Annotated in this window: 14 protein-coding genes; 4 read left to right on the forward strand and 10 right to left on the reverse strand. The window is 72.7% G+C overall.

Annotation, left to right across the window (positions count from 1 at the left end; all coding sequences use genetic code 11):
* Positions 1 to 226: 226 nt before the first annotated feature.
* Positions 227 to 1,792 carry an FAD-dependent oxidoreductase gene (locus ACIQH8_RS04850; protein ID WP_400995430.1) on the forward strand — a complete coding sequence of 522 codons (1,566 nt, stop codon included), beginning with the start codon at positions 227 to 229 and terminating at the stop codon, positions 1,790 to 1,792.
* A gap of 67 nt (positions 1,793 to 1,859) precedes the next feature.
* Here ACIQH8_RS04850 and ACIQH8_RS04855 read toward each other — a convergent pair whose 3' ends face one another.
* The 4 genes from ACIQH8_RS04855 to ACIQH8_RS04870 form a co-directional block, all read right to left on the reverse strand.
* On the reverse strand, positions 1,860 to 2,738 hold the full coding sequence (locus ACIQH8_RS04855) for a Pr6Pr family membrane protein (RefSeq protein ID WP_400995433.1): 879 nt from the start codon (positions 2,736 to 2,738) through the stop codon (positions 1,860 to 1,862).
* 66 nt (positions 2,739 to 2,804) lie between these two features.
* Complete coding sequence (locus ACIQH8_RS04860) at positions 2,805 to 3,638, reverse strand: amino acid ABC transporter ATP-binding protein (protein ID WP_400995435.1); 834 nt, start codon at positions 3,636 to 3,638, stop codon at positions 2,805 to 2,807.
* Positions 3,625 to 4,290 (reverse strand): amino acid ABC transporter permease, encoded by a 666-nt coding sequence (locus ACIQH8_RS04865; RefSeq protein ID WP_328288708.1) that lies wholly within the window; start codon positions 4,288 to 4,290, stop codon positions 3,625 to 3,627. Before ACIQH8_RS04865 ends, ACIQH8_RS04860 begins: the two co-directional genes overlap by 14 nt.
* A gap of 30 nt (positions 4,291 to 4,320) precedes the next feature.
* A complete protein-coding gene (locus ACIQH8_RS04870; protein ID WP_400995439.1) occupies positions 4,321 to 5,133 on the reverse strand; it encodes an amino acid ABC transporter substrate-binding protein in 813 nt (270 codons plus the stop codon).
* A gap of 343 nt (positions 5,134 to 5,476) precedes the next feature.
* Between ACIQH8_RS04870 and ACIQH8_RS04875 the strand changes: the two genes are divergently transcribed.
* Entirely contained in the window at positions 5,477 to 5,809 is a 333-nt protein-coding gene (locus ACIQH8_RS04875; protein ID WP_400995442.1) for a hypothetical protein, read from the forward strand.
* A gap of 118 nt (positions 5,810 to 5,927) precedes the next feature.
* Here ACIQH8_RS04875 and ACIQH8_RS04880 read toward each other — a convergent pair whose 3' ends face one another.
* Both ACIQH8_RS04880 and ACIQH8_RS04885 read right to left on the reverse strand, forming a co-directional pair.
* Positions 5,928 to 7,211 (reverse strand): acyl-CoA dehydrogenase family protein, encoded by a 1,284-nt coding sequence (locus tag ACIQH8_RS04880; RefSeq protein WP_400995444.1) that lies wholly within the window; start codon positions 7,209 to 7,211, stop codon positions 5,928 to 5,930.
* Positions 7,212 to 7,257: 46 nt separating this feature from the next.
* Entirely contained in the window at positions 7,258 to 8,424 is a 1,167-nt protein-coding gene (locus tag ACIQH8_RS04885) for a CaiB/BaiF CoA transferase family protein (RefSeq protein ID WP_400995446.1), read from the reverse strand.
* 218 nt (positions 8,425 to 8,642) lie between these two features.
* On the opposite strand from ACIQH8_RS04885, the gene ACIQH8_RS04890 reads away from it, so the two are divergent.
* Positions 8,643 to 10,010, forward strand: a complete 1,368-nt coding sequence (locus tag ACIQH8_RS04890) for an NAD-dependent succinate-semialdehyde dehydrogenase (protein ID WP_400995449.1) — start codon at positions 8,643 to 8,645, stop codon at positions 10,008 to 10,010.
* A gap of 64 nt (positions 10,011 to 10,074) precedes the next feature.
* Here ACIQH8_RS04890 and ACIQH8_RS04895 read toward each other — a convergent pair whose 3' ends face one another.
* Positions 10,075 to 10,437, reverse strand: coding sequence for an iron chaperone (locus ACIQH8_RS04895; RefSeq protein ID WP_400995451.1), 363 nt, complete (start codon positions 10,435 to 10,437; stop codon positions 10,075 to 10,077).
* Positions 10,438 to 10,521: 84 nt separating this feature from the next.
* On the opposite strand from ACIQH8_RS04895, the gene ACIQH8_RS04900 reads away from it, so the two are divergent.
* The gene (locus tag ACIQH8_RS04900) at positions 10,522 to 10,791 is read left to right on the forward strand and encodes an acylphosphatase (protein ID WP_400995454.1); all 270 of its coding nucleotides are present in this window, start codon (positions 10,522 to 10,524) and stop codon (positions 10,789 to 10,791) included.
* 41 nt (positions 10,792 to 10,832) lie between these two features.
* On the opposite strand, the gene ACIQH8_RS04905 is transcribed toward ACIQH8_RS04900, so the two are convergent.
* The 3 genes from ACIQH8_RS04905 to ACIQH8_RS04915 all read right to left on the reverse strand — a co-directional run bounded on the left by ACIQH8_RS04905 (position 10,833) and on the right by ACIQH8_RS04915 (position 13,866).
* Positions 10,833 to 11,591 carry an FHA domain-containing protein gene (locus ACIQH8_RS04905; RefSeq protein ID WP_400995456.1) on the reverse strand — a complete coding sequence of 253 codons (759 nt, stop codon included), beginning with the start codon at positions 11,589 to 11,591 and terminating at the stop codon, positions 10,833 to 10,835.
* 140 nt (positions 11,592 to 11,731) lie between these two features.
* Complete coding sequence (locus ACIQH8_RS04910) at positions 11,732 to 12,064, reverse strand: hypothetical protein (protein ID WP_400995459.1); 333 nt, start codon at positions 12,062 to 12,064, stop codon at positions 11,732 to 11,734.
* A gap of 113 nt (positions 12,065 to 12,177) precedes the next feature.
* Positions 12,178 to 13,866: a LuxR C-terminal-related transcriptional regulator gene (locus tag ACIQH8_RS04915; protein ID WP_400995462.1), complete on the reverse strand. Its 1,689-nt coding sequence runs from the start codon at positions 13,864 to 13,866 to the stop codon at positions 12,178 to 12,180.
* Positions 13,867 to 13,947: the final 81 nt, after the last annotated feature.

Below are 13,947 nucleotides of genomic sequence, written 5' to 3' on the forward strand. Positions count from 1 at the left end.
GCATGAGGATCCGCGGTTCGGGCCCGCACGCCCGTCCCGCGGATCCTCGTGCGCTTCGGCCGCTCACCGCGCCGCGCGGTTCACTCTCGCGGATATCCGATCCGGCGCGCCTCGAGATCACACAGCAGACCGGCGCGCCGGATCGTATATCCGCAGAAGTGTGCACGGGGCGGCGCGGACGCCCGCGTGCCGGGCGGCCCGAGCCCGAGCGGCTAGCCTGAGGCACATGGACGCACGGGGGCCCGCAGGGGGGATGCCGCGGCGCGCGTTCCTCGCCGCGACGCTCGGCGGCCTCGCCATCACCCTCGCCGCGTGCACCGACGGCGGCCCGACGCCGACCCCCACCCCGACGCGCACCCCCGCGCCGTCGCCGACTCCGAGCCCGGGCGGCGTGCCGAGCCCGTCGGCGTTCCTCCGCTCCCGGTGGAGTCGCGATCCATTCACGCGCGGGGCGTTCAGCTTCGATGCGGTGGGGTCCACGCCCGAATTGCGCGCGTCCCTCGCCGAACCGATCGCCGACCGGCTCGTCATCGCCGGCGAGGCCACCTCGTCCGACGCCCCGGGCACCGTGCACGGGGCGTACGCCGAGGGCATCCGCGCGGCGCGCACGCTCGCCGAGCTCGCCGATGACGGCGACCGCATCGCCGTCATCGGCGCCGGCATCGCCGGGCTCGCCGCCGCCCGCACGCTCGCCGACGCCGGTCACGACGTCGTCGTGGTCGAGGCGGGCACGACGCTCGGAGGACGCCTCCGCACGGTCGAGGACGACGCGTTCGGCGGGCCGGTGGTCCTCGGCAGCGTGTTCGCGTCCGACGGCGCCGAACTCCGGCCCGTCCTCACCGACGCCGGCGTCGCGACCCGCCCGTTCGTTCCGGTGATCCAGGCGCGCACTCCCGAGGGCGTCGTCGCCGAGCCGTCATCCGCCGGCTGGGACGCGATCGCCACCGCCCAGGAGTGGGCCGCCGGCAACTCGACCGACTCGTCGCTGACCGACGCCCTGGTCCGCTCCGGTGCGGTGCCGATCTCGGACGAGCCCGGGGCCGACGGCCTGAGCCCGCGAGACTGGCTCGTCAACGCCCTCGCGACCGGCGTCGAACCGACCACGGGTGCCGCTCCGACGCGGGTGTCCGCGCAGCGCTTCGATGTCGACATGGTGTGGCGGCCGACCTCCCGCGTCGTGAGCGGGTGGACGGCGCTCATCGACCGCCTCGCCGAGGGCCTCGCCATCGCAGGCTCGAGCGTGGTCACCGAGATCGCGGTCGACGACGAGGGCGTGAGCCTCCGCCTCGACACGGGCGAGTCCCTGCGCATGCAGCGGGTGATCGTGACCGCATCCGTCGGAGTCCTGAAGACCGACACCATCTCGTTCCAGCCCCCGCTGCCGCTGCTGCACCAACGGGCGATCGGCGTGCTCGGGATGGGCGCGGCCGACGTCGTGTGGCTGGCCTTCGACGAGCCGTTCTGGCGAGCGGATGCCGCGGTTCCGGACTCCGACGACGGCGGTCCCGACGCAGAGGGGACCGCCGAGCCGTCCGACACGGGCGGCGCCGAGCCGTCCGACACGGGCGGCGGCGCCGAGACGTCGTCCGCGGCCGATCCGGCCGCGAACGTGTACACGCTCGTCGGCGCGACGCCGACCGTCGCCGCATGGCTCGACGTCGGCGTCGACCCGAGGCGCCCCGTCCTCCTCGGCATCATCGCCGCGGAGCATGCACGCCGGATCGCGGAACTCGACGACGACGCGGCACGGACCGAGGTGCTCGCCGCCCTCGGCCCCTTGGCCGCGGGGTAGGCGTCTCGCGGCGGTGCGGGCTCGGTCCGCCGGCCACCGCTCGGTGGGCGCCCGCCGTCCGGTCGTCTCAGTCCGTCGTCTGCTCGTGCATCACGTCGGTCGCCACGCTCCGACGCGAGGCCGCGGCACGACGGCGCGCCCACACCCGGCGTCGCACGCCGCGCAGCGCGAGCCGACGGTGGATGCCGACCAGCACGGACGTCAACCCGAGGAAGATGAGCAGCACGACCACGCAGTAGACGGCCACGCCGAGGTACCCGCCGACCTGGCTGGCGTCGAGGAAGAAGTACGGGTACCAGCCGACGTCGGCGCCGCGCAGGAGGGTGTAGGCGAGCCACCCGGCCGGGAAGACCAGCACGAGACCGATGGTCGCCCACGGGACGGGTGGGTTCACCGCGATGACGGCGTCGACGCTCCAGGCGATGAGCGCGAGCACCGGGACGACGAAGTGCAGGAGCGTGTCGGACCAGGGGATCTCGAGTCGGTAGTCGCGCGTGGACGCCTGGAACGCGATGACTCCGAACACGATCCCCGACACGAGGAGGTAGACCGTGATGATCGTCCGGAACGCCGCCAGCACGGGAGGGTCGCGGCGCTGGGTGAGCGCGTATCCGGCGGCGATGAACAGCACCACGACGGCGAGCATGGCCGACTGGATGGTGAAGTAGCTGAAGAAGTTCACCGAGGCGAAGAGCGGGAACTCGAGGACGTACTGGTAGTTGGCGATCAGCGCGACGATCTCGATGATCGCGATCGCGAGGCGGAACACGCCGAGCGCCCGCCGCCGCCGGGTGACCCGGATGACGGAGGCCGCACCGTCGGGGGGCGGCCCCGCGCTCGGCGGTCCGGCCGCATCGACCCCGCCGGGCGCGCCCGACGCCGCAGGCTCCGTCGGCGCCGCGGCGCTCCCCGCCCCCGAGCCGGAGTCGAGGACGTGCGCGGACATGCCCTCACGGTAGTCGCCCCGCCTCCACGCCCGTCGGGGATACGCCGGACCCGCCGTTCCGGCTCGTCAGTCGAGCGGCCGCAGGATCCGGTCGAGGAACCGGCGGGTGCGCTCCTCGCGCGGGTTCGTGAAGATGTCCTTCGGCGCGCCGCGCTCGACGATGACGCCGCCGTCCATGAACAGCACCTCGTCGGCGGCCTGCCGCGCGAACTGCAGCTCGTGCGTCACGACGACCATGGTCCAGCCCTCGTCGGCGAGCTCCTTGATCACGTGCAGCACCTCGCCGACGAGTTCGGGATCGAGCGCGCTCGTGGGCTCGTCGAAGAGCAGCAGGTCGGGCTTCAGCGCGAGCGCGCGCACGATGCCGACGCGCTGCTGCTGGCCGCCCGAGAGCTGGTGCGGGTACTGGTCGTGCTTCTCGGCGAGGCCGACGCGATCGAGCAGCGCCTCGGCGGAGGCGATCGCCTCGGCCCTGGGCACCCGCTGCACGCGGATCGGTCCCTCGACGACGTTCTCGAGCACCGTCATGTGGGGGAACAGGTTGTGGTGCTGGAACACCATCGCCGAGCGGTCGCGCATGGCCAGGCGCGCGGTCCGGTCCGCAGGTCGGGCGAAGTCGATCGCGGGCCCGCCGTCGAACTCGAGCGTGCCGGCATCCGGCGTCTCGAGCCCGTTGAGCGATCGCAGCACGGTCGTCTTGCCCGACCCGCTCGGTCCGATGAGGGTCACGACCTCGCCGCGTCGAACCGCGAAGTCGATGCCGCGCAGCACCTCGTTCGCGCCGAACGACTTCCGGATGCCGCGTGCCGACAGCAGCACGGCGGCATCCGCCGCTCCCGCCCCACGGGGAGCGAGCGGGTCGCCGCCCGGGGGCGGCACGGGCGCGTCAGTGGGCGACATAGCGGTCCAACCTCTTCTCCAGTCGCGTCTGCCCGCCCGAGAGCGCGAGGCAGAACAGCCAGTAGATCAGCGCCGCCTCGAGGTAGAGCAGCATGAACTCCTGGCTGAATGCCGCGATCTGCTGGGCGACGCGGAACAGCTCGGTGACGAGGATCAGCGATGCGAGCGACGTGTCCTTCACGAGCGAGATGAACGTGTTCGACAGCGGCGGCACCGAGACCCGGGCGGCCTGCGGCAGGATGACGCGGCGGAGGGTCGTCGCGGGCGACATCCCGATCGTGTACGCCGCCTCCCACTGGCCCTTCGGGACCGACAGGATCGCGGCGCGGATCACCTCGGCGGCGTACCCGCCGACGTTCAGCGAGAAGGCGATGATCGCGCTCGGCCAGGGGTCGATCACGAGGCCGACCGCCGGAAGTCCGTAGAAGATCACGAACAGCTGCACCAGCAGCGGCGTGCCGCGGATCACCGAGATGTAGAACCGGGCGATGCCCGACACCACCCGGTTCTTCGACAGTCGCATGAGCGCCACGGCGAGCGCGAGCACGAGTCCGATCGCGAACGATGCGAGGGCGAGCGGGATGGTGCCCGTGATCCCGCCCCACACGATCGGCCAGAACGACTCGAGGAACAGTTGCAGGCCCTCGTTCACGGGTCACCGCCTTCCTGGGACGGCGACAGGCTACTCGGTGACGTCGGCGCCGAAGTACTTCTCGCCGATCTCGGCGAGCGTGCCGTCGGCGGCGAGCTCGGCGAGGGCCTCGTCGATCGCGGCGACGAGCGCCTCCTTGTCCTGCGTGAGGGCGAAGGCGCTCTCGGAGGTCTCGTCGGTCTCGGCGGCGACCTCGATCGCGGCATCCGGCGTCGCGTTCAGGTAGTCGAGGAAGGTCAGCCGGTCGTTGATCGTCGCGTCGACGCGGCCCTGCTCGAGCAGCGACACGGCCTGCGCCCAGCCCTCGACGGCCTCGACGTTCGCGCCCGACTCGGTCGCGAGCTCGTACCAGTTGCTCGTCAGCGACTGCGCGGTGGTCTTGCCGGCGAGGTCGTCGAACGACGAGATCGACGCGTCGCCCTCGTTCACGACGATGACGCCGCGCGAGACGGTGTACGGCGTGCTGAACAGGTATTGTTCCTCGCGCTCGGGCGTGATCGAGACCTGGTTCGCGATCACGTCGAACCGGCCCGCGTCGAGGCCCGCGAACATCGCGTCCCACTGCGTCTCCTGGAAGGCGATCTCGAGGCCGAGCTCCTCGGCGACGGCCTCGGCCACCTCGACGTCGTAGCCGACGAGGTCGCCCGAGCCGTCCTCGTGGTAACTGAACGGACGGTAGGTGCCCTCGGTCGCGACCGTGAGCGTGCCGGCCTGCACCAGGCCGTACTCGTCGCCCGCGGCGTCCGCTCCGCCCGAGGCGCCCTCGCTCGTCGAGCACGCGGCGAGCGCGAGGACGGCGGCTGATGCGGCGGCGAGGCCGAGCAGGGTGCGGGTGCGAGTCATGCGTGGTGCTCCGTTCGTGACGTGGAAGTGCCCGGCGGGATGGTGCCGGCTGCCGGATGCGGCAGTGGGCCCCGGCGGATGCGGACGAGTCCAGCACGGTCGGGGCCACGTGGTGAAACCCGATGACCCCGGGTTTCATTTCCGATCCGGCTGGATTCGCGGCCGATTCGGCGACGGATCGACGATGCCACGCCGACGGGGCGGCCACATACGCGCGCGGGCATACACGCTCGGGCGCCTCGAGCGCAATGGGCGGCAGCGGCGATTTCCGCGTGGCTAGGCTGGCGCGGTCGAGGGGCGGATCCCCTCGTCGCACTGCCCCCGCAGATCGAAGGAACCCGAAATGATCACGCTCTCCTGGCTCCTCCTCATCGCCCTCGCCGGCGGCGTCCTCGCGATCGTCGACGGAATCTGGCGCCTGCGCGCACGCGGCGGCTCCACGGTGATCGGCATCATCGAGATCATCGTCGCCGGCCTGTTCGTGCTGTCGCTGTTCCTGCCCGGCATCCCGTTCGGGTCGCTGGTGCTCGGCATCGCGACGCTCGTCGTGCTCGTGGTCGCGCTCATCATGCGCGGACGCCTGGGCATGACCCTCACGATCATCGCGATCGTGCTGGTCGCCATCTGGCTCGTGCTCGTGAACGACTGGCTCGTCATCCCGGGCATCAACGGCTAGCCCGCGCGGCCCCGGACCCGTGCACCCGCGCGCGTCGAGAGGATGCCGGATGCACCGCTGAGGCAGCGTTGCGGTGCGGATGGCATCCTCTCGGCGCCGTGGCGACCGGGCGGTGTCGCTAGAAGGCGCTGAGGCCCGTGAGCGCGCGCCCGATCACGAGCTGGTGCACCTCGTCGGTGCCCTCGTAGGTGCGCACCGACTCCAGGTTCGCGGCGTGCCGCATCACGGGGAACTCGTTCGTGATGCCGTCACCGGCGAGGATCGCACGCGCCTCGTGCGCGATGCGCAGCGCCTCGCGCACCGAGTTGAGCTTGCCGACCGAGATCTGCGCCGGCGTGAGGGCCCCGCGCTCCTTGAGCCGGCCGAGGTGCAGGGCGAGCAGGACGCCCTTCTCGACCTCGACGAGCATGTCGGCGAGCTTGGCCTGGATGAGCTGATTCGCCCCGATCGGCCTGCCGAACACCTCGCGCGTGATCGAGCGCCCGAGCGCGGACTCGAGGCACGACCGGGCGGCGCCCATGGCACCCCACACGATGCCGTAGCGCGCCTCGTTGAGGCAGCCGAACGGGCCAGAGAGCCCGCGAGCGCCGGGCAGCATCGCGTCGGCGGGCAACCGGACGCCCTCGAAGGTCACGTCGCACTGCACGGATGCGCGCATCGAGAGCTTGCCGTCGATCGGCGTCGCGGTGAAGCCCGCAGTCGACGTCGGCACGAGGAACCCGCGCACGACGCCGTGGTCGTCGCCCGACGGGTCGTCGACCTTCGCCCAGACCACGGCGACGTCGGCGAGCGAGGCGAGCCCGATCCAGCGCTTCGCGCCGTCGAGCACCCACCCGTCGCCGTCACGGCGGGCGGTCGTCGTCATGGCGGCCGGATCGCTGCCGCCCTGCGGCTCGGTGAGCGCGAAGCATCCGATGAGCTCGCCCGCCGCCATGCCCGGCAGCCAGCGCTGTTTCTGCTCCTCCGAACCGTACTTGTGGATGGCGCTCATCGCGAGCGAGCCCTGCACCGAGACGAAGGTACGCCAGCCCGAGTCGGCCGCCTCGAGCTCGAGGCACACCAGGCCGTACGCGACGGCGCCGGCCCCGGCGCATCCGTACCCCGTGAGGTGCATGCCGAGGAACCCGAGCTCGCCGGCCTCGCGCACGAGCTCGCGTCGGAAGTGCTTGTCCTCGAAGTCCTGCTCGATGATCGGCGCGATGCGTTGCTGCGCGAACCGGCGGGCGCGGTCGCGCCAGGCCAGCTCGTCGTCGGTGAGCAGCGCGTCGAGGTCGAAGACCGCATCGATGCGGGGTGCGGTCACGGTCGCGTCGGTCTCGGTCGCGTCGGTCGCGTCGGTCACGGTCGCGTCGGTCGCGTCGGTCTCGGTCGCGTCGGTCGCGTCGGTCTCGGTGGCGGTCATGGCGGTCCTTCCAATCGGTCGTGGGCCCGGCGGGCCGGATGTCTCGTCAGCCGCGCGAGCGCCAGTCGGCGCCCCGATCGGCGTCGAGTGCGGGCGGAGCGGTGCGGTACGTCGCACCGTCGCCGCCGACTCGGATGGGGTTCGCGATCGATCGGTGCGCAGGCGCCGCCTGGTCAGGCTCGCGGGTCTCGGCGACGGGGTCCAGGCCGAGCGCGTCGGCGAACGCGATCGCCTCGGCGACGTCGTTCACGAGCCCCGCGGGCACGCCGGCCGCGGCGAGCGCGTCGACCCAGTGCCGAGCGGATGCCGCGGCGAGCGCCCGCTCGAGCACGTCGGCGAGCTCGGCGCGATGTGCGACGCGGTCGGCGTTCGTGCGGAACCGCGCATCGTCCGCGAGGCCGGGCATGCCGAGGACGCCGGCGAGCACGCCGAACTGGCGGTCGTTGCCCACGGCGATGACGAGTTCGCGGTCGCCGGCGCGGAACACCGCGTACGGCGCGATGCTCGGATGCTCGTTGCCGAGCCGGCGGGGCGGGTGGCCCGTCGCGAGCGTCGAGGACGCCTGGTTGGTGAGCGCCGAGAGCAGGCTCTGCAGGAGCGTCACCTCAACGAGGCATCCGACCCCCGTGCGTTCGCGCTCGCGGAGGCCGAGCAGGATCCCGGCGACGGCGTTCTGCCCCGTCAGCACGTCGACGAGCGCGACGCCGACCTTCGACGGTTCGCCGTCCGGATCGCCCGTGATGCTCATCAGTCCGCCGACGGCCTGCACGAGCAGGTCGTACCCGGCGAGCGCCGCGCCCTCTCCCGTGCCGAATCCGGTGATCGAGCAGTAGACGACGCCCGGGTTGTCCTCGCGCACGTCCTCGTACGCGAGTCCGAACCGCGCCATGACCCCGGGGCGGAAGTTCTCGACGACCACGTCGGCGGTTGCGGCGAGCCGGCGCGCCTCGGCGAGCCCGGCGGCATCCGTGAGGTCGAGCGCGACCGAGCGCTTGTTGCGGTTGACGCCGCCGAAGTACGTGGCGCGGCCCGTCGCGTCGACTGGCGGGGTCCAGTGCCGGGTGTCGTCGCCCGCGGGCGGCTCGACCTTGATCACGTCGGCACCGAAGTCGGCGAGCATCATGGTCGCGTAGGGCCCGGCGAGCACGCGCGAGAAGTCGGCGACGCGGATGCCGCGCAGCGCGCCCGTCTCGACCCGGTCCGCCTCAGCCATCCGCCCTCCTCGGCGATCGGACCCGGCCCACGCGGGTCCCTCCGTCACCATACCCACGCGCTCCGAAGGCCCCGTTGTACAGCACGTCCATCGGTCGGCGCCGATGCGCCATCGCGTCGATCGCCTTCCGCGTCGATCCGCTTAGGCTTGGAGGCGGCGTGCACCGTCGTCGCCGACCGGCTGGCGAGTCCCGTGCACCAACACCCCAGAGGAGTCCCATGACGAACTACGCCGTCGTCAACCCGGCCACCGGAGAGACGGTCAAGACGTACCCGACCATCACCGACGCCGAGCTCGAGGCCGCGATCGCGAGCGCCGCCGAGGCGCACCGCACGTGGGCCAAGTCGACCACCGTCGAGGAGCGCGCCGCCCTGATCCGCCGCGTCGGCGAGCTGCACGTCGAGCGCCGCCAGGAACTCGCCGAGATCATCGTCCGCGAGATGGGCAAGCCGATCGAGCAGGCCCTCGGCGAGGCCGACTTCGCCGGTGCGATCTACGAGTACTACGCCGACCACGCGTCCGAGTTCCTGAAGGACGAGGCCGTCGACCTGCTCGCGGGTGAGGGCTCGGCCATCATCCGCCGCAGCTCGCTCGGCCCGCTCCTCGGCGTCATGCCGTGGAACTTCCCGTACTACCAGGTCGCGCGCTTCGCCGGCCCGAACGTGATCATCGGCAACACGATCATCCTGAAGCACGCCGAGCAGTGCCCCGAGTCGGCCGCCGCGATCGAGCAGATCTTCCGCGACGCCGGTGCGCCCGAGGGCGTCTACGTGAACGTCTACGCGTCGCACGACCAGATCGCGACCGTCATCGCCGACCCGCGCGTGCAGGGCGTCTCGCTCACCGGCTCCGAGCGCGCGGGCGCGGCCGTCGCGGAACTCGCGGGCAAGCACCTGAAGAAGGTCGTGCTCGAGCTCGGCGGCTCCGACCCCTTCATCCTGCTCTCGACCGACGACCTCGACGCGGCCGTGCAGAACGCGGTCGACGCGCGCCTCGACAACAACGGCCAGTCGTGCAACGCGGCCAAGCGCTTCATCGTGATCGACGAGCTGTACGAGCCGTTCCTCGAGAAGTTCACGGCGAAGATCGCCGAGGTCGAGGCGACCGACCCGACCTCGTCGGACTCGGCGCTCGGCCCGCTGTCGTCGCTGAAGGCCGCAGAGGGCCTCGACGAGCAGGTCAAGCGCGCGGTCGAGCACGGCGCCACGCTCGTGCACGGCGGTTCGCGCGACGGCGCGTTCTTCCAGACCACGGTGCTGACGGATGTCACCCCCGAGAACCCCGCCTCGAAGGAGGAGTTCTTCGGCCCGGTCGCGCAGGTCTACCGCGCCGCCGACGAGGCGGAGGCCGTGCGCCTCGCGAACGACATCCCCTTCGGCCTGGGCTCGTACGTCTACACGACCGACCAGGAGCAGGCCATGCGCGTCGCCGACGCGATCGAGGCCGGCATGGTCTTCGTGAACCTCGTGCTGGCGGATGGCGCGGAGCTGCCCTTCGGCGGCGTGAAGCGCTCCGGTTCGGGCCGCGAGCTCGGCCGCTTCGGCGCCGACGAGTTCGTCAACAAGAAGATGATCCGCATCGGCTGATCCGCCGTCGTGTCGTCGAAGCGCCCCGGGGCATCCGCCTCGGGGCGCTTCGCCGTCTGGGCGCTCACGCGCGGCGGCCGGAGGCCGCGTCGATCTCGTCGCGGCGCAGGCCCACGAGGCGGCGCACGGCCTCCTCGGGCAGCGGATGCTCCGGGGTGAACCGGACGGCGCCCTTGGTGCGGTCGAACCCCTCGAGCAGGTCGGCGGCCCCGTCGATCACGGCGGGGCTGAACGGGTAGAGCCCGATGTGCGCCTTCGCCTCCATGACCGCGAGGAGCGGCTTGCCCGCGTAGCGCAGGGCCGGCATGCCGTAGCTCCGCCCCTCCTCGGCATCGGGCACGACCTCGCGTGCGATGAAGAACACGCCCTCGATGCTCGAACGTGCCGGATCGTGGAGCCCGGCGACGTACTCGGTGACCTCCCCCATGGCCGTCATCGTACGCGCGCGGCTCGGGCGCGGCATCCGTGCGGTCGCGCGGCACGCGGTCTACCCTCGTCGCAGGGGGGTCGCATGATCCGGCAGCGCGTCATCGTCCACGGCCGCGTCCAGGCGGTCGGCTTCCGGTTCAGCGCGCGCGTCGAGGCGCAGCGCCTCGGCGTCTCGGGGTGGATCCGCAATCGCAACGACGGCGCGGTCGAGGCCGAGATCGAGGGCGAGGCGGCATCCGTCGACGCCATGCTCTCGTGGCTCGACGAGGGCCCGCCCGGCGCCGACGTCACGTCGCTGAGCACCGCCGACCTCGCGCCGACCGGCGAGCGCGGCTTCCGCGTCCTGGGCTGACGTCGACGAGCGGATGCCGCGGCCGGGCGTCGACCGTGGTCTCACGGCACGGTCGACGACGGGAGCCGGTCACCGGTGACGGCCTCGGTCAGGGTCGCGACGCCGAACGCCAGGGCGGCGCCCCCGACACCGAGCACGAGCACCGTCACGATCGCGGCGACGAACACCGGGAGGCCGCGGCTGCGCCGGGGGACCTCGAAGCCCATCGGTGCGGTCGTGACCGACCCGCCGGTCGCCGGATCGGTGATCGCTGGTGCGACCGTCGCGCCCGGCACGCCGCCGACGACCGCCGTCGGCGGAGGCTCCGGCACCCGCCGCAGCGCGTCCTTCGTGATCTGGGCGAGCGCGGCCGCCATCCCCGTGAGCGGTGCGGCGATCCACGGCGCTATCCCGGTCAGGCCGGTCGTGACCTGCACCACCACGCCGACCCCGAGGAGCAGCAGCGTCACGAGTCCGCCGACGAGTACGGCGCGCCCGATCCGCACCCTGCCGCGGCGGAACGCGACGCGCGCCGCGGGCCGCTCGCGCGGCCCGAGGTAGGACAGTTCGACGGAACCCAGCCGGACGAGGTCGCCGTGGTGGAGTTCATGCGGCCGGTCGGCGTCGGACCCGTTCACCGACGTGCCGTTCGTGGACCCCGCGTCCTCGATGGTGACGGTGTCCCCGGCGCGCACGATCCGGGCGTGCCGACGGCTCATGCCGTCGACGTCGAGGACGATCCCGCAGGACGGGTCGCGCCCGATGACGGTGGTGCCGGGCGGGACCGCGAGGCGTCGCCCTCCCCACCGGCCCCCGGCCACGAGGAGAGTCGGTTCCGATGCTGCGTGCTGAGGTGACATCCGACTGCCTGCCGGCGGCCGAGACGGCGCGCCTCGACCACGCGTCGAGCGTACGCCGGGTCGGGTCTCCCAGCCACTCGCGGGCTCGGGCGCCGACGCGATCAGGCGCCGATCGCCGCGTCCGGGGTCCGGGCGCGCGGGGCGGCCTCCGCGTCCGGGGTCTCGCCGCGCCCGCGCGGCCGCGACTGCCGCACGCACAGCACGAGCATGATCGCCGAGGCCACCAGGTAGAACGAGTGCAGCAACCAGATCGGACCCGCCGGCAGGCTGAACACGTACACCGAGTAGACGACGTTCGCCACGTTGATCAGGACGATGCTCCCGAGGCTGTACGAGCCCACGTCGTGCGTGCGGAGGGCCTTCCACACCATGGGCAGGTTGGCGGTCGCGAACACGATGGCCGCGACCATCCCTGCGAGCACCGGAACATCCATGTTCGCGACGCTACGCGCGACCGGTTCCGGCCGCGTCGGGAGAAGCACGCAACCTCGCGCACCGCGCCGATGGGTCGTTCTACCCATACGGCCGCCGTCCGGCGCTGCCGCGATCAGACGAGCCGGTGCTCGAATGCGTAGGCCGTCGCCGCGGCCCGGCTCGGAACGTCGAGCTTCGTGAAGATGTTGCTCAGGTGCCGCGCCACGGTCTTCTCGCTGAGATGGAGTTCCCCGGCGATCTCGCGGTTCGTGATCCCGCGCGAGACCAGCCGCAGCACCTCGACCTCGCGCTCGGAGAGGGGCAGGTCGCCGCGGTCCGCCGCTCCGCGCTCGCGGTGGAGCGCGGCGAGCGCCGGCCTCGCGCCCCGCTCCGCGAACGCGGACTCCGCCAGCTCCTCCTCGAGCAGGGCGGCCTCGTCCTCGTCGAGCGCGCGGTGCGCCCGAGCCATGAGCGCGCGGCACCGCGCGACCTCGTACGGCGCGCCCGCCTCGACCCAGGCCTCCCGGGCCTCGCGCAGACGGGTGAACGCCCCCGACGCGTCGCCCGCGGCGAGGCGGACCTCCCCGTCGGCGTAGGCCGAGATGGCGCGAAGCATGACCGACGCGTTGCTGCGCTGCATCGCGGCCAGGTCGTCTGCGGCGACTCGGGCGGCGTCGAGATCGCCCGCGGCCACCTCGATACTCACGATCGCAGGCAGCAGGTGGCATCGGGTGGCGGGGTCGGCGCTCTCGGCGCTCCGCCGGATCAGGCTCTGCGCGAGCGACGGGCGACCCTCGTCCAGGCGGAGGAGCGCCAGTCCGGGCTGCGGATCCCATCCCGATTCCGCCGCCTTCGCGTACCTCGCCTCCGCTTCCTCGAACTCGCCCCGGAGCCGCAGCACCTCCGCCTGCTGGTAATGCGCACCGAAGGCGGCCCCGAGATCGCCGGAGCGCAATCGCTCCTCCGCGAGCTTCGCGGCCGACATCGCGTCGGTCCAGGCTCCGTGCAGGCGGAACAGCTCGGCCCGGTGCGCCTGGCACTGCCCGCTGAACGCGACGAGCGAGGGCTGGTCTCGGCACCAGCGATCAAGCGCACGGGTCCATTCGACCGCGCGGGCGAGTTCGAAGGTGAGGTGGCAGTACCCGATGACGGCGCAGTACACGATCCCGGATGGCACGGGGCCGACCTCTCCCGCGGTGACCGAGACCATCACCTCGTCGAGCATCCGGATCCCGCGAGCCGTGTTGCCGGCCATGATCGCGGCCTGACCGCTGCCGAGGAGCGCGAAGGCGCCGACATCCGGATCGCCCGTGCGTTCTGCGATCTCGCCCGCCCGGCCGAAGAGCTCGATCGCCCGCGGGGCATCGCCGGCGTACAGGGCTGCCAGGGCCTCCGGGATGAGGACGAATCCGGCGGCGGCACCGGGTTCGTCGAGTGCGTCGACGAGCCGGCTCGCGCGCCCGAGCCACCCCATGCCCAGTGACGGATTGCCCGAGTTGATCGACTCGAGGCTGAGCCAGCTCGCCGTGTAGGCGGCTCGGTCCGGTCGGCCGGCGGCGAGGTGGGCTTCGTGGGCGAGCGTGCCCACCTCGATGGCCCGCTCGCCGAGGCCGACGAGCTCGGCCGCCAGGGCGAACCGGTCGAGGTCGTCGCCCGACAGTGCGGCGGGGCCGCCCTCCGTCCGTTCGAACCAGTGGACGGCGTCGCCCCACCGGTGTTCCGCGTACGCGGTGCGCGCCTGCTCGAGACCCCTCGTCGCGACCATCGCCATCGGATCGGCCCGCGCGACCGGTCGGCCGTCGGGAGCCGCCCCTTCTCGCACGGTACCGCGCACCTTCCGGGGCGGCAAGGCCCCGCGACGGACGCGGGCGGCCGGACCGCGCGGGCGACCGGACCGCCACGC

It is taken from the genome of Agromyces sp. GXQ0307 (genome assembly GCF_044769845.1).
In the GTDB taxonomy this organism is placed as follows: domain Bacteria; phylum Actinomycetota; class Actinomycetes; order Actinomycetales; family Microbacteriaceae; genus Agromyces.